We start from the raw sequence: 16002 nt of genomic DNA, 5'->3' as shown, positions 1-16002 counted from the left end.
CCCGCTGATCTGCTGGTGTTTTCCCGTCGATGTCGACAAGAACACGAGGTAACTGGCCCGAAACGGACCGCAGGGAGACAGCGTCATCGACTCATCCACACCAAGAGTGCGAACCATCAACGCACCGTGCATGAACTTGACGTTCATCAGACAAAGGGAACCCTTCACGCGATGCAGACCCTCGTCCTGAATCGCCCTGTTGCAGCGGCGGATCCTGGTGTCACGGCAGGCGGCGAGTCCGGCCCATGGCAAGGCTGACACGATGCCTGCTGCTGGCCCTGCTGATGCTGGCAGGGTTCTCCCCGGCTGCTGCCGAGGAGGGCCCGGTGGTGCTCGTTGCCAATTCCGGGGTCGATTCCCGACAGCTGACCCGGGACACCACCCGGGCCATCTTTGCCATGCGCCAGCGCACCTGGCCCGACGGCCAGGCCGTGCGAGTCTTTGTGCTGCCCAACGACCACCCCGTGCATGCGCGCTTCGCCAAGGAGCGACTGGCTGTCTACCCCCACCAGCTTCAGCTGGCCTGGGATCGCATGGTCTTCTCGGGCACCGGGCAGGCGCCAAACCGCGTTACCACCCAGGTAGAGATGCGCGAGCGCATCGCCAGCACCCCCGGTGCCCTGGGCTATCTGGAAAGGGAGTACCTGGATGATCGTGTCCAAGTCATTTCGATGGACTGAGGCCTGTGTCGGCATGATGCTGGGCGGCCTGCTGCTGGCAAGCGCCGACGGCAAGGCACGGGCCGACACCCATCCCCCGGTGCTCGACACCCTGCAGATGCATGGCTTTCTCAGCCAGGCCCTGGTGATAACCGATCGCAATGACTTCTTCGGCCCCAGCAGCAGCGACAACGGCAGCCTCAAGTACACCGAGATTGGCGCCAACGCCTCGCTGCGGCCCCACCAGGACGTGCTGATCGCCGCCCAGGTACTCAGCCGACGCGCCGGCGGGGACGGCAGCGATGCCAAGCCGGTGCTCGACTACGGCATCGTCGACTACCAGATGTTCTCCAGCCAGCAGCGCACCCTCGGCGTTCAGGTCGGCCGCTTCAAGAACCCCTTCGGTTTCTACAACCAGACCCGGGACGTGGCCTTCACCCGTCCCAGCATCCTTCTGCCCCAGTCCATCTATTTCGACAGGACTCGTTCTCTCGGGCTGGCTGGTGATGGTATAAGTGCCTACTACGAAGAGCGTTTATCGACCGGCACGGTTAGAGTACAAGTTGGGGCCGGCCGTGCCCAAGTAGGAAGGGATGTCGAAAGGGCCTTAGGCCTGGATGATTTTTCGGGTTCGCTCGATGCAAGATCCTCTGCTATTGGACAGGTGCGCTATGAGCATGATGGTGGGCGTATTGTAGCCGCCGTCAGTGCCGCAAGTGCCAAGGCTCACTACTCTTCTGATGAACCATTCCCAGGCAATGGAGATTTCAGCTTTCAACCATGGGTTTTCTCGCTTCAGTACAATGCCGAGCTTTGGAGCCTCACCGGTGAGTATGCCCTGCGAACTCTTTCATTAGAGAACTTTGACAACTTCAGAAATTTTGAAACCACTGGAGAGAGCTGGTACCTGCAATATACCCGCCGGTTTCATGATGACTGGCAATGGATGGTACGATTTGACAGCTTGGTCAATGACCGCAATGACCGCTCAGGCAGCCAATTTGCAATAGACACTGGCCGTCCTGCACATACTCAGTATGCCGATGACATCACCCTGGGGCTCCAGTGGAACGTCACTCCCCGTGTATTGCTGGCAGCAGAGTATCACCACATTGATGGTACTGGCTGGCTACCCAGCCAAGACAACCCCGACCCGAGCGAAACGAGCCGGCGCTGGAACATGCTGCTGTTCCAGCTTTCGCTCCGCTTCTGACACGCCGGACTCACGGCCCCCCCCACTGGCCCGGGACAAGCTGGAATGAGCGCCACGAAAGCCACCGGAACACGACAACGACTGAGCCTGACATGGCGGGTCATTGCACTGAGCAGCCTGCTGCTGCTGGGCCTGGTGTTGCTGTTCACGTGGCTGGGCCATGCCAACCTGATGCGCCAGTTCCAGGAAAGCCGCGAGGAGCATACCGAACGCCAGATGCGCGAGATCCGGCTCGCCCTGCAACGTACCGAGGGTGCCCTGCAGCAACTGGCCTCCCTCGCCGCCGCCTCCCCCCGGCTGGGTCCTGCCCTGGAGCTGCGCAACCCGGGAGACACCCAGGACTCCCTCAACGCCCAGTGGCCGACCCTCCAGCTCGAAGCGGGCATCGACGAGATCCTCGTCTTCGATGCGCGGGGCGAACTGCAGGCCGAATGGGGCGAGAGCCAGGCCGACAACGACCGACCGATACAACTCTGGGTCCGCCGGGTCATGGAAAGCGAGATGCCGCTGACCGCCCTGCGCTGCTCCACCGACTGCCGACAGTACGCTGCGGTGCCAGTGCTCGTGGAGGGCCAGAGCGTCGGCACGGTCATCCTGTCCCGCTCGCTGGCCGACGTGACGCGCCAGGCCCAGCAGGTCTCGGACAGTGACGTCGCCCTGCTGGTCACCGGCCCCATGGCATCCGACACCCCGAACGCCGAGCGCCACCTGGCCGCCTGGGAGGGGCACCTGGTGGCCCTGACCCGCCAGGAGGAGAGCCTCTCCCTGCTGCGTACGGCTTCGCAACAATCATCGATCCGGGAACTGCTGAATAGCCCGCTTCAGCTTCGCCATCGCGGGCGCGACATCGAGCTCAGCGCGGTGCGCATGGACGAGGACGGCGATCGCCGCAGCACGGGCTACTTCCTGATGGCGTCGGACATCACCTCCCAGATCCGGGCCATCAACCAGGATACCCGCACCCTGATGGTCGTCGGCCTGGGCGGCTGGCTCGCCGCCGAGATCCTGCTGCTGGCCATCCTGCTCAGCCCCATGGCACGCCTGCGCCGCCTGGCCGGCGTGCTGCCGGTGCTCGCCCATGGCGGCTTTGCCGAGGCACGTGCCGCCATCCCCGTGCCCAGGCGCCGCCTCGCCGACGAGATCGACGTGCTGGAAGGCACCACCCTCGAGCTCTCCAGCCAACTGGAGGCACTGGAACAGGAGGTCAGCGCCCGGGGCGAGCAGCTGGCCGAACGGGTCGAGGAACTGGCCCGGGAACGAGATTTCGTGGGCAGCCTGCTGGATACCTCCCGGGTCTTCATCGTCACCCAGGATCGGCAGGGGCGAATCACCCTGGTCAACGAGTATGCGCTCTCGGTCATGTCGGTCAGCGAAGAGACACTGCTGGGTCGCCACTTCGATGACGTCTTCTCGGTCAAGGCCATGGGCATCGCGGACCTCACCGCCCCGCACCAGGAGGAGCGCACCCTGTTGACCGCCGAAGGCCAGCAGCACACCATCGCCTGGTACCATGCCGCCTTGCCCACCGGCAACGACAGCGCCACGGCACGCATCTCGGTGGGGCTCGACATCACCGAGCGCAAGGCAGCGGAGGCACGGCTGACCTGGCTCGCCGAACGCGATGTCCTGACCGAGCTCTACAACCGCCGCTACTTCCAGGAGGCCCTGGGCCGTGCCCTGAACCAGGGGCACAGCGGTGCCGTGCTGCTGATGGATCTCGACCAGTTCAAGGACGTCAACGAGCTCAGCGGCCACCAGGCAGGGGACAGGCTGCTGCGCAAGGTGGCCAACACGCTCTTCCAGGAGCTGGGGCATCGCGGCGTGATCGCCCGGCTGGGGGGCGACGAGTTCGCACTGCTGCTGGATGGCGCCGACCCCGAGCAGGCGGTTCGTGTGGCCCAGCAGGTCACCCACCTGCTCGAGTCCATCGGCTTCGATGCCGGCGGGCGTCGCCACCGCATCTCGGCCAGTACCGGCATCGCGCTGTTCCCTGCCCTGGGTGACAACCCCACCGACCTGATGGCCAATGCCGACGTGGCCATGTACAAGGCCAAGGAGGACGGCATCCAGCGCTGGCACCTGCTCTCCACGCTGGAGAACGCCAAGGACGAGTTGCAGGAGCGGGTCTACTGGGTCGAGCGGGTGCGCAAGGCACTCCAGGATGACGACTTCGAACTGGTGGTCCAGCCCATCGTGCGGCTCGAGGATCAGGACGTGCGCCACTACGAGGTCCTGCTGCGGATGCGCGATGGCGACGGCGGCCTCGTCTCGCCCGGTCGCTTCATCCCGCTGGCGGAACGCAGCGGCCAGATCGTCCAGATCGACCGCTGGGTGCTGCGCCGCAGCCTGCAGGCGCTGAGGCAACTGCAGGAGAAGGGGGTCAGCCTGGCGGTCAATCTCTCCGGCCAGTCCCTCCATGACGATGGCCTGAAGCAGTTCCTCGCCGACGAACTCGGCACCAGCGGCGCCGACCCCAACTACCTGATTCTCGAAGTCACCGAGACCGCCGCCGTGACCGACTTCTCCACTGCCCGCGGCGTACTGCAGGCCATGCGCGACCTCGGCTGTCGCACGGCACTCGACGACTTCGGCGTGGGCTTCAGCAGCTTCCACTACCTGGGCCAGCTGCCGGTGGACTACATCAAGATCGACGGCAGTTTCATCCGCAGCCTGCCGGTGAGTGCAGACAGCCGCGTCATCGTGAAGGCAATCGCCGATATCGCCGCCGGCTTCGGCAAGCAGGCCATCGCGGAATTCGTCGACCAGGAAGCCCTGCTGCCGATACTGAAATCGTACGGAATTTCCTATGGCCAAGGCTTCCATCTTGGCCACCCAGAGCCTCTTGAAAATATTATCTCGGCCGAACCACCGACACAGAACGATTGACATGTATATCAGGCTCAGGCACCACGACGACCCAGCCAGAACATGCCAAAGCAAAAGAACCAGGGAACCTGAATTCAAAGGAAACTCCAATGAAAGCAATATCAACCGAAGAAGCACGAAAATCCATCAGGCAGGACCTGCTGGAACGCTTCAGTCGGGAGTTCTCATTCAGGCTCGCCGTGGAGGAAAATGAAAGGGAGAAGGTCTTCTCCCTCAGACACGAGGTGTTTCTCAAGGAACTTCACTACAACATGGAAGAAGACAGCTCGCACCATCTTGAGCTGGATGAATATGACGACGCCTCCATACACTGTCTGATTAAACACAAGCGTACGAACCTACCAGCAGGATGCCTCCGACTGGTAATCCCCAGCAAATCAAAAGCCGACTCCCACCACCTTCTTCCCGTTGAAGTGCACGGTGGGGACAGCCTTGATCACAAAACATTCCGCCCTTCACACTTGCCAAGAGAAAGAATTTGCGAAGTCTCTCGCCTAGCAATTTCTCGAGATTTTAGAGGAAAAACCACATCAGAATCTACAGAAACAGCCACAGACAACATGATGCTTTTCAAAGAAAAAGAAAAGCAGACATTCCCCTTGATTGTCATAGGCTTATTTCTATGCACATACGCTTTAGTGGGGCTTACTGGAAGACACCATGTGTTTGCAATGATGGAACCAAGACTTCCCAGACTTCTTGCTCTTTCAGGATTTCATTTCACTAAGGTCGGCAAGACGATTGATTTTCATGGGAAACGAAACGCCTTCTACATTGACCATAGCAAGGCCGAGAAAGAAATCCATGAAGAGTTAATCCCTCTGTATCTCCACATCCAGAACGAGCTTACTCCACAACTAGAAGCCGCCATGCCTCGCCATGAACTGACGGCAATCTTGTGAGAAGACTCTCGGCTGATAGATCCGGCCCCGAGTAGAGCACTCCTGGCCAACGCAGCACCATGATGGCCAGCACATTGCGATGCTCGCCCCGCGCCAGGTCGGTGCTGCCCGATGGCGAGGGGATCATGCCCGCCTCGGAATCCACGGCCGCGACCAGCGCATCTCGCACCCTTTCCACGACAATGTGATCCTCCTGTCCCGCCAGCAGGAAGCTCAGCGCCACCTCGGCCTGGATATCCTCGGTGGCCCGCGCCAGGACAGGCTCGATATCCCGCTCGAACGCCTCCAGCACCCAGGCGAACTCCTCGGCATCCACGCGCTGCTGGTAGTAGCGACTCGCGGCGATCACGAAGTGGGTCATGCCGTAGAGCTTGTTATGGTACTCCTCGTCGCTCAACCGCCTGGCGCCGCTCGCCGGATACTGGCGTCGGAAGGCATCGATCACCTCGCTGCGCAGATCGACGATGCCGAGCTGGTGCAGGAACATCACCTGGTTGGCCACCTGGGCCGCGTAGATGCGCATGACCTCCGGGTCGACCAGGAAGGGCTCCCAATCGACCCCGGCGAGATACGCCAACGCCACCTCGAGGTTCTCCACCTCCGGCAGCAGGTCGTAGTAATCCGCCTGGACCAGGCGGAAGAGCAGCTGCCTGGCGAAGGGGATCTCCCCCCACTCGGCCAGCATCGCCCGCCTGGCCCGACGCTTGGCGGTACGCTGCGAATAGTTTTCGACGATCTCGCGACTGCGTTCGGCGGCATGGCCGGGGTCCGCCAGCCCGGCGATCTCGTCGTCGAGCTGCCGCAGCAGGCGCCGGGCATACTCGCGGTTGAGCCCGAGGTAGCGGTCATCGCCGGTGATGCGATAGAGCCGCTGGGCATAGTGACGCTGCTTGTTCGGCGGCAACTCGGGCAGCGCCGCCTCGTAGACGGCCTGGATGGCGAGCCCCGCCTCGCGGTGGCGCTCGCGTTCGAGGTCAGGCGCGAGGGTGGCGCAGCCGACCAGCAGCACCAGCAGGCCGAACCAGGCCCAGCGCAGGACCGGGGAACCTCGCCGCGCTGCCTGGACATTCATGATCGCGGCCTTGTCTTGCGTTTCGAGTGCCCCGGGCGAATCAGCCTCACCTTGGGCCTGGCAGCGGAAGGGGCGCCCCCTTCGGTCGCGGCTCCCTTCGCGGCCTCACGCTCGGGTGCCGGCGGGATCACCACCCAGGCGAAGATCGGCAGCGTCAGCCGCCAGTGGATGGCCGCCAGGCGCAGGCACAGCGTGACACCGAGAGCCAGGGCGATGATCACCGCGAAGGGAGCTCCCAGCGTGTCGAGCACCACGTAGGTCACCCCCCCGGCAATGGACGCCGTGGCATAGACTTCCTGGCGCAGCACCATGGGCACGCGGCGTGCCAGCACGTCGCGGACCATGCCACCGGCGACCCCGGTCAACAACCCCATCAGCACCGCCACCACACCGGGCGCCTCGAGCATCAGCGCCTTGTGGGTACCGATCACGGTGAACAGGGCCAGCCCGAAGGCATCGGCGACCGGCAGGAAGACACGCGAGAGGCGATGGATATAGTGGAAGCCCAGGATCGACAGCCCCACCGTGCCCAGGATCACCCAGAGATAAGTCGGGTCGCTGACCCAGAACACCGGGCGCACCCCCAGCACCAGATCGCGCAGCGTGCCGCCGCCGATCCCGGTCACCGCCGCCAGCACCAGCATGCCGAAGGGGTCCATGCGCGAGCGACAGGCGAGAACCACCCCCGACAGCGCGAAGACGATCACCCCTGCCATGTCCAGCCAGTAGACTGCCCCTGTCACATCACGTCCTCCCTTACGACATGGGCGGCAGCATAGCGCATCGCTGGCGCCTTGCCTTTGACCTTCGTCGCAACGACCCCCGCAGGCCGGCACCCCTCGGGCATACTGGTACGCTCCGTCTTCCCAAGACCCGACAGTGAGCGAGATGCCGTTGATCCAGGAAAAGCTCGCCCCGCCACCCCTGCCACTGTCGCTGGTGGCACGCCCGCGACTCAATGACCGTTTCGTGCTCGACGAACGCATCCGCGTGCTGGTGGTGCAGGCCCCTCCCGGTTACGGCAAGAGCACCCTGGTGGCCGAGCGCCTGCCCGCCCTGGAGCAGCGGGCCGCCTGGCTGCGACTGGACCAGCGCGACGACGATCCGGCGCGCTTCGCCGACCACTTCCATGCCGCCCTGACGGCGCTCTGCCGTGACTCATCGGTCGGCGAGCCACTGGCATACGCCTCGGTGCCGCACGACGGACAGGGCTTCGTCGATACCCTGGAGGCCTGGCTCACCGCACTGCCCGATGCTGCCGAACCCTGCCGACTGGTGGTCGACGAGTTCGAGCATCTCTCCCATCCCGACATCCTCGCGGGGCTCACCCACTGGCTGCGCCACCAGCCGGCCTGGCTGACGCTGACACTGATCTCGCGCACCCGCCCGGCGCTGGGACTTCCCGCACTGCGCCTGCGCGGCGAGCTCGAGGAGATCGGCCCGGCCGACCTGGCCTTCGACCGGGAGGAGGCCCAGACCCTCTGCGCCGAGCAACTCAGCTTCCCCCCCACCCGGGTCAGCCTCGAACGCGCCCTGCGACGTACCGAGGGCTGGGTGATGGCGCTGGACTGGCTGATCGAGCGCACCACGACCCGGGCCGGCTTCGACAGCCTGGTGGACCGCCTCGGCGGCGCCCACCCCGACTTCGTGGCCTGGTTCGACGACCTGCTGCACCAGACACTCGACGAGCCGGATCGCCAGCTGCTGCTGCAGCTCGGCGTGCTCGAACGCTTCTCGCCGGCACTGGTCGCCCGACTGGTCGAGGGCGACCGGGTCTTCCAGCGCCTCGAGGCCCTGGAACGGCAGGGCCTCTTCCTCGAACGGCTCGATCCGCATGACCACTGGTTCCGCTTCCATCGGCTGTTCGCCGGCTACCTGCGGCACCGCCGCGACGAGCTGAGCCTGGCGACCCAGCACCAGCTGCACCAGCGTGCCAGCCGGGCCTGGCTGGCACTGGACGACCCTGCCATGGCCCTGGGCCAGGCCATCGAGGCGGGTGCTCCCGCCCCCCTGGCCGCCCTGCTCGAGGAACACGGCCCGCCCCTGCTGGCCAATGGCCACTTCTCGCTGATGGCCCGAGCGCTGGAACGCCTGGGCGACACCCGCATCGCCGCCTCCCCCCACCTGACACTGCTGCACGGCTGGGTCACCCATGCCCAATACCGGTTCTCGCGCACCCGCCAGGCCATCGACTGGATCGAGGCCCAGCTCGAGAGCCCCGCGTGGCAGGAACTCGCCGCCGAGTTCGCCACCCTGCGCGCCCAGCTGGCCATCAACCAGGGGGATGCCGAGCGAGCCGCCCCCCTGGCCGAGTTCGCCCTGACCCGGCCGGCCCGCTATCTCGCGGCGACACCGGTCACGGCGACGGCACTGCTCGGCGAGTCGCGTTTCGTGCAGGGGTACCTGGACGAATCCCTGAGCCGGGTACGCGAGGTCGAGCGCGAGGCGGGGCGCATCGGCGACGACCAGCTTCGGCTCTGGTCGCTGTGCCATCAGTCGGAGACCCTGGTTGCCCAGGGGCGCTTGCAGGCCGCCTTCGATATCCAGGAGCGGGCCATCGCCCATGTGGAGCGCAGCGGGCTGGATCGCCTGCCCGTCTCGGAGTTCCTCTATCGCATCCGCAGCCAGCTGCTGTGGGAGTGGCACCGGCTGGACGAATCCGAGCAGGCGGCGCTGAAGGGTATCGCCGTGCTCGACGACCGGGGCGAGCGCTGGAGCCTGCAGTGCCACATCAGCCTGGCCAAGGTGGCCCAGGCCCGTGGCGACCAGGCCCAGTGCGCCGATCACATCCGCCGCCTGCGCAAGATCCTCGCCGAGGGCGACTACCATATCGACTGGCTGGCCAATGCCCACGCCACCCTGCTCGCGTGGTGGCAGTCCACTGAGGACCTCGATGCCGTGGCCCGCTGGCTGCCGGAGGCCCCGCCGGGCGACCCGGCGACGGCCAGCAACCACTTCGCCCAGTGCAACCTGCGCAACCATGCCCGTGCCCTGACCCTGCTCGGCCGCCACGCCGAGGCCCATGCCCTGCTGACGGCGCTCGAAACACAGACCGAACGCCTCGGCCTGGTCACCGATGCCAACCGCAACCGGCTCTGCCTGGCCGCCCTGGAGTGGCAACGCGACCGGCACGAATCGGCGCTGGAGCATCTCGCCCAGGCCCTGGAGATCGCCTCCCGCACAGCCCTGGCCGGCAGCTTCCTGCGGCTCGGCCGCCCCCTGGGCGAGATGCTGCAGGCCCTGCTGGCGACCGAGCGGCTCGACGACCTGGCCAGTGCCCGGGCGCGGCGGCTCCTCGATCTGGCCGGCCGTCAGCGCGACTTCGGCCGCGGCGTCAGGCTGATGCTCGACGAATCGGTGATCGCCGACATCGTCTCGCGCCCCGATGTCCCCGAACTGATCCGCACCTCGCCGCTGACCCGCCGCGAGTGGCAGATCCTGGGGCTGATCCATGCCGGGCTCTCCAACGAGCAGATCGCCGAGCAGCTCGCGGTGGCCCCGACCACCATCAAGACCCATATCAGGAGCCTCTACCAGAAGCAGAACATCCGCCGCCGCGAGGAAGCCATCGCCCTCGCCGGCGAGCTGCTCGCGCACATCCAGGGGGAGTAACGGCCCGCCTCCTCCCCCCATCTACGCCACCTACTCCCCCTTCGGGAGGATGTCCCTGCCCGACACTGCCGCCACCATGCTCCTGGACGCTTTTCCTGCGGCTCACGCCCGCGCGGAACCCACGACAAGGACAAGGTGCATGACCACAGAGACTCCCCCCTGTTTCGGCAAGCAGGGCGCCGACTGGTGGCGCGGCGCGGTGATCTACCAGATCTACCCGCGCAGCTTCATGGATGCCAATGGCGACGGCATCGGCGACCTGCAGGGCGTCATCGACCGGCTCGACTACATCGCCTCGCTGAACGTCGACGCCATCTGGCTGTCGCCCTTCTTCACCTCGCCGATGAAGGACTTCGGCTACGACGTCAGCGACTACCGGGGCGTCGACCCGATGTTCGGCACCCTGGAGGACTTCGATCGCCTCGTTGAGGCGGCCCACGCCCGCGGCCTCAAGGTGACCATCGACCAGGTACTCTCCCACACCTCGGACCAGCACCCCTGGTTCGCCGAGAGCCGGGCGAGTCGCGACAACCCCCGCGCCGACTGGTACGTGTGGGCCGACCCCAGGCCCGACGGCTCACCACCCACCAACTGGCAGGCGATCTTCGGCGGGCCCGCCTGGCAGTGGGACACCCGCCGCTGCCAGTACTACCTGCACAACTTCCTGGCCGAGCAGCCGGACCTCAACTTCCGCAACCCCGAGGTGGTCGAGGCGATCCTCGGCGAGGTGCGCTTCTGGCTCGAGCGCGGCGTCGACGGCTTCCGCCTCGACGCGATCAACTTCTGCACCCACGGCGCGCTCGAGGACAACCCGCCCCGGGAGGAGATCGTCGAGGGCTTCATCGGCGTAAGGCCCGACAACCCCTACGGCTACCAGCGCCACCTGCACGACAAGACCCAGCCGGAGAACCTCGCCTTCCTCGAGAAACTGCGCGCCCTGCTCGACGAGTACCCCGGCACCACCAGCGTCGGCGAGGTGGGCGACGACGACTCCCTGGGGGTGATGGCCGAGTACTCCCGGGGCGGCAACCGCCTGCACATGTGCTACTCCTTCGATCTGCTGACCGACAAGGCCGACCCCCGCTACCTGCACGATACCCTCGCCGAGATGGAGGCGCGCATCGGCGACGGCTGGCCCTGTTGGGCGCTCGGCAACCACGACGTCACCCGTCTCGCCACGCGCTGGCAGGCCGAAGGCGAGCCGGCGATGCTGCGCCTCTATATGGCCTTCCTGCTCACCCAGCGCGGCAGCGTCTGCCTCTACCAGGGCGAGGAGCTGGGCCTGACCGAGGCCGACCTGACCTTCGAGCAGCTCGTCGACCCGGCCGGGATCGCCTTCTGGCCCGCCTACAAGGGCCGCGATGGCTGTCGCACGCCGCACCCCTGGGTGGCCGACGCCCGCCACGGCGGCTTCTCCACGGCGCCCCCCTGGCTGCCGGTACCCACCGAACACCTGGGCCTGGCGGTGGACCGCCAGGACGACGATCCCGAGTCGCTGCTCAACGCCTACCGCACCTTCCTGGCCTTCCGCCGCGGCGAGCCGGCACTGGTCAAGGGCGCGGTCCGCTACCACCCGGTACGCGACGAGGTGCTGTGTCTCGAGCGCGCCCATGGCGACCAGCGCCTGCTGGTGGCGCTCAACTTCTCGGGAGAGCCTCGCGAGCTGTGCGCGCCCGTTCAGGCGCGAGCCCTCGACGACGCTCCGGCGCTGCTCAACGGCACCTGGAACGACGGCCTGCTTCGGCTGCCAGCCTACGGCATCGCCATCGCGCGCTGCCCTGCTGAGGAGGGACTGTCATGGGACGTCTGACACTGACCGGGATCGGCAAGGACTACGACGGCGTCGAGGTCTCGCGGGACATCGACCTGACCATCGAGGACGGCGAATTCGTGGTCTTCGTCGGCCCCTCGGGCTGCGGCAAGTCGACCCTGCTGCGCATGATCGCCGGGCTCGAGGAGATCACCCGCGGCGAGATGTGCCTGGACGGCGAGCGCATCAACGAGATCCCGCCCCAGGAGCGGGACATCGGCATGGTGTTCCAGTCCTACGCCCTCTATCCGCACATGAGCGTGGCCGAGAACATGGCCTTCGGCCTGAAGCTCGCCCGCACCGACAAGGCCGAGATTCGCCGGCGCGTCGACCATGCCGCCGGGATGCTGCACCTCGGCGAGCTGCTCGAGCGTCGCCCCAAGGACCTCTCGGGCGGCCAGCGCCAGCGGGTGGCCATCGGCCGCACCCTGGTCAAGGAGCCGGCGGTGTTCCTGTTCGACGAGCCGCTCTCCAACCTGGATGCCGCCCTGCGGGTCGACATGCGGGTGCAGATCGCCGAGCTGCACCGGCGCCTGCGCGCCACCATGATCTACGTGACCCACGACCAGGTCGAAGCCATGACGCTCGCCGATCGCATCGTGCTGCTCTCCCGCGGGCGCATCGCCCAGGTCGGCGCCCCGCTGTCGCTCTATCACTTCCCGCAGTCGCTCGAGGTGGCGGAATTCATCGGCTCGCCGCGCATCAACACTCTGTCGGTGCAGGTGGTCGACCCCGGCCGCCAGCGCACCGCGGTTCGCCTGCCGAGCGGCGACACCCTGGCCGTGGCGGTGGACGGCGCCCGCCTCCGGGCCGGCGACAGCGCCACCCTGGGGGTGCGCGCCGAGGACTTTGTCGCCCCCGACCAGGCCGAGGTGTGCCTGGCGGCGCAGCTGATGGTCGCCGAGAAGCTCGGCTACGAGACCCTCGCCCACCTGCGAGTCGACGGCGTCGAGGCGACCTTCACCCAGCGCCTCGACGGCCTGACCCACCTCGAGGACGACCAGACCGTCGAACTCGGGCTGGCGGGTGAGCGCTGCCACCTGTTCGGCCCCGACGGCGACGCCTGCCCGCGCCAGGTGCGGATCCCCGGCGTGACCCACTGAGCCACCCCGTCCTCACGACGAAGCGCCCCGGACTTCATGAGCCCGGGGCGTTGTCGTGCGTGCGGCACAGGCGACGAAAAAGAACCCCGACCGTGGCCGGGGTCGAGCAAGGCTCTGCTCAGGACGAGGAGAAACAGTCCGGTTCACACCATGGCGTCAGCCCTTGACGCCACCGGCGGTGAGCCCGCCGATGATCCAGCGCTGGCAGACCAGGAAGACCACGGTGATGGGCAGGCCGGAGAGCACCGCGGCGGCGGCGAAGTTGCCCCAGCGCTGGTTGTGGTCGGCGAGGTACTGCTGGGCACCCACGGCGAGCGTCAGCTTGTGCTCGTCGACCAGCAGCACCGAGGCCATGGGGTACTCCATGATGCTCATCACGAAGGCCAGGATGAACACCACCATCAGGATCGGTACCGACAGCGGCAGCAGGATGTAGCGGAACGCCTGCCAGGTGCTGGCGCCGTCCACCATGGCGGCCTCCTCCAGGGAGCCGTCGATGGACTCGAAGTAGCCCTTGATGGTCCAGATGTGCAGCGCCACGGCACCCAGCGAGGCGACGATCAGCGCGCCATGGGTGTTGATGCCGAGCGCCGGCACCAGCTGGCCGAGACGATCGAAGAGCGCGTAGAGCGCCACCAGGGAGAGCACCGCCGGGAACATCTGGAAGATCAGCATGCCCTTGAGGATCGGCGCCTTGCCCTTGAAGCGCATGCGCGCGAAGGCGTAGGCGCTGGTGGTGGCGAGCAGCACGATCAGCGCCGACGACACCACCGCCACCTTCACAGAGTTCCACAGCCACAGCAGCACCGGGAAGGGTGGCTGGATCACGCTGCCGTCGGCACGCTCCCAGGGAATGCCGAAGGCCAGCGCCCAGTGCTCCAGGGAGAAGCGTTCGGGGATCAGGCTGCCGGTGGCGAAGTTGCCCTCGCGGAAGGAGATCGAGATCACCAGCAGCAGCGGGAAGACGATCAGCGACACGAAGCCGAGCAGGGCGAGGTGCGCGGCGAGCCGCCGGGCGCGAATCGAGCGGGGTTGGACCATGGCCATGGCGATAGCTCCTTTGATCGTGTGAATCAGACCTTGACCCTGGAAAGCCGCAGATTGAGCAGCGACAGGCCGGCCACCAGCAGGAAGATCAGGGTGGCGATGGCCGCCGCCAGGCCGAAGTCCTGGCCGGCATCCTGGAAGGCGATGCGGTAGGTGTAGCTGACCAGCAGGTCGGTGGTGCCCGCCGGGGTGCTCGCGCCGAGGATGTCGGGGTTGCCGCCGGTGAGCAGGGCGATCAGCACGAAATTGTTGAAGTTGAAGGCGAAACAGGCGATCAACAGGGGCGTCAGCGGCCTGAGGATCAGCGGCAGGGTGATCTTGAACAGGTTGGTGACGGGGCCGCCGCCATCCACCGCCGTGGCCTCGTAGAGGTCCTTGGGGATCGACTGGATCAGCCCCATGCAGAGCAGCAGCATGTAGGGGTAGCCGAGCCAGGTGTTCACCACCAGCAGCATGGTGCGGGCGAGCCAGGGATCGGTGAACCACTCGGGGCGAATGCCGAACAGCGTCTCGAGGATCATGTTCACCTCGCCGAAGTGCTGGTTGAACATGCCCTTGAAGATCAGGATCGAGATGAAGGCCGGCACCGCATAGGGGAGGATCAGCAGCGTGCGGTAGATCGCCTTGCCGCGCAGCTGGTCCCACTGCAGCAGGGAGGCGAGCACGAAGCCGACGATCAGGGTGAAGAGCACGGTGAGCCCGGCGAAGGCGAAGGTCCAGACGAAGATCTGCACGAAGGGCCCGCGGATATCGGGATCGGCGAAGATCCGGGTGTAGTTGTCCAGGCCCACGGCGACGGGCCATCCCGGGGTGATGCGCTCACCGTCGTCGGCGACGAAGAAGCCGATTGCCTGATCCGGCGTCAGCACCCGGCCGTCGCGGCGATCATGGAGGGTTCCGTCCTCGCGGGCCTCATAGCGGTCGAGCATCGGTGCGAAGCTTCTCAGGCCGGCCATACGCAGCTCCTGGCCTTCCGGCGTCACCAGCCGCAACGCCTGCAGGGCGTCACGTGCCGCGATCACCTCGCGCATGGCCAGCGGCTCGCTCTCGGGGGCGGCCTCGGCGGGTTGGATATCCAGGTGTCGCGTCGCTTCGCCGAGTTCGATGGGGCCGGTCACGAAGCGGCCAGGGCCCGCCAGGGCCGCCTCCGGCTCGCCGTCGGCCTCACCCTGCAGCTCAACCCCGCCCTCGCTTTCCAGGTAGAGCCGCACCCGGTCGCCCTCGCGGTAGAGGCCGAAGGCGAAGGCGGCGCTCTCCTCCTGGTAGGTGCGGGCCAGCAGCTGGGCGCGGACGCGGTCCTCGCTGAGCAGGTTGCTGGAGCTGTAGTTGCTGAAGCTGATGCCGATGGTGTAGAGCAGCGGAAAGATCACGAAGACCCCGAGCCCCGCCACCGCGGGAAAGATATAGCGGTGACTCATCAGACTGCGTTTGGTGAAGACCACCGCCATGGCGGTGCCGAGCACCAGGAACAGCAGGGCGAACATCCACTGGCCGTTGAGGTGGAAGGCCAGCACCAGCCACAGCATGGCCAGGACCAGGGTGGCGACCAGGGCGCGGCCGGCCCAGCGGGTGTAGCGTTCGGTGGGATGGCGCGAGCGGTGGCGTGGCAGCCCGCGGGCTGCATTGGTGGTGTACATGGGCATGACCTGTGAAACGAGCCTGCAGGATGAGCCGGCGGGGCAGGCTCCACCGGCTGCT

At 66.3% G+C, this 16002-nt stretch carries 11 protein-coding genes; 7 read left to right on the top strand and 4 right to left on the bottom strand.

All coding sequences use genetic code 11. From position 1 onward, the window contains the following. The first annotated feature begins 245 nt into the window (after window positions 1–245). From ACOMD9_RS04570 to ACOMD9_RS04555, 4 genes are all read left to right on the top strand, one after another. Window positions 246–680, top strand: coding sequence for a hypothetical protein (locus ACOMD9_RS04570; protein WP_421412381.1), 435 nt, complete (start codon window positions 246–248; stop codon window positions 678–680). Beyond that, a complete protein-coding gene (locus ACOMD9_RS04565) occupies window positions 649–1872 on the top strand; it encodes a hypothetical protein (protein WP_421412380.1) in 1224 nt (407 codons plus the stop codon). Before ACOMD9_RS04570 ends, ACOMD9_RS04565 begins: the two co-directional genes overlap by 32 nt. A gap of 45 nt (window positions 1873–1917) precedes the next feature. After that, window positions 1918–4758 carry a bifunctional diguanylate cyclase/phosphodiesterase gene (locus ACOMD9_RS04560; protein ID WP_421412379.1) on the top strand — a complete coding sequence of 947 codons (2841 nt, stop codon included), beginning with the start codon at window positions 1918–1920 and terminating at the stop codon, window positions 4756–4758. 89 nt (window positions 4759–4847) lie between these two features. Then, window positions 4848–5660 (top strand): PEP-CTERM/exosortase system-associated acyltransferase, encoded by an 813-nt coding sequence (locus ACOMD9_RS04555; RefSeq protein WP_421412378.1) that lies wholly within the window; start codon window positions 4848–4850, stop codon window positions 5658–5660. On the opposite strand, the gene ACOMD9_RS04550 is transcribed toward ACOMD9_RS04555, so the two are convergent. After that, window positions 5605–6732 carry a DUF3541 domain-containing protein gene (locus ACOMD9_RS04550; RefSeq protein WP_421412377.1) on the bottom strand — a complete coding sequence of 376 codons (1128 nt, stop codon included), beginning with the start codon at window positions 6730–6732 and terminating at the stop codon, window positions 5605–5607. The genes ACOMD9_RS04555 and ACOMD9_RS04550 overlap by 56 nt on opposite strands. Continuing rightward, window positions 6729–7475, bottom strand: a complete 747-nt coding sequence (locus ACOMD9_RS04545) for a trimeric intracellular cation channel family protein (RefSeq protein ID WP_421412376.1) — start codon at window positions 7473–7475, stop codon at window positions 6729–6731. Before ACOMD9_RS04545 ends, ACOMD9_RS04550 begins: the two co-directional genes overlap by 4 nt. Before the next feature lie 145 nt (window positions 7476–7620). Between ACOMD9_RS04545 and malT the strand changes: the two genes are divergently transcribed. From malT to ugpC, 3 genes are all read left to right on the top strand, one after another. Continuing rightward, the gene (gene malT / locus ACOMD9_RS04540; RefSeq protein WP_421412661.1) at window positions 7621–10344 is read left to right on the top strand and encodes an HTH-type transcriptional regulator MalT; all 2724 of its coding nucleotides are present in this window, start codon (window positions 7621–7623) and stop codon (window positions 10342–10344) included. Window positions 10345–10483: 139 nt separating this feature from the next. Then, window positions 10484–12154, top strand: coding sequence for an alpha-amylase family glycosyl hydrolase (locus ACOMD9_RS04535; RefSeq protein WP_421412375.1), 1671 nt, complete (start codon window positions 10484–10486; stop codon window positions 12152–12154). Continuing rightward, window positions 12142–13257 carry a sn-glycerol-3-phosphate ABC transporter ATP-binding protein UgpC gene (gene ugpC / locus ACOMD9_RS04530; protein WP_421412374.1) on the top strand — a complete coding sequence of 372 codons (1116 nt, stop codon included), beginning with the start codon at window positions 12142–12144 and terminating at the stop codon, window positions 13255–13257. Before ACOMD9_RS04535 ends, ugpC begins: the two co-directional genes overlap by 13 nt. A gap of 156 nt (window positions 13258–13413) precedes the next feature. Here the strand turns inward: ugpC and malG are convergent, their stop codons facing one another. Beyond that, complete coding sequence (gene malG / locus ACOMD9_RS04525) at window positions 13414–14304, bottom strand: maltose ABC transporter permease MalG (RefSeq protein ID WP_421412373.1); 891 nt, start codon at window positions 14302–14304, stop codon at window positions 13414–13416. A gap of 26 nt (window positions 14305–14330) precedes the next feature. After that, complete coding sequence (malF, locus tag ACOMD9_RS04520; protein ID WP_421412372.1) at window positions 14331–15941, bottom strand: maltose ABC transporter permease MalF; 1611 nt, start codon at window positions 15939–15941, stop codon at window positions 14331–14333. Window positions 15942–16002: the final 61 nt, after the last annotated feature.

The sequence above is a fragment of the Halomonas terrestris genome (genome assembly GCF_049166755.1).
Taxonomy (GTDB): Bacteria; Pseudomonadota; Gammaproteobacteria; order Pseudomonadales; family Halomonadaceae; genus Halomonas.
This window is presented reverse-complemented; position numbering and strand designations above follow the sequence as displayed.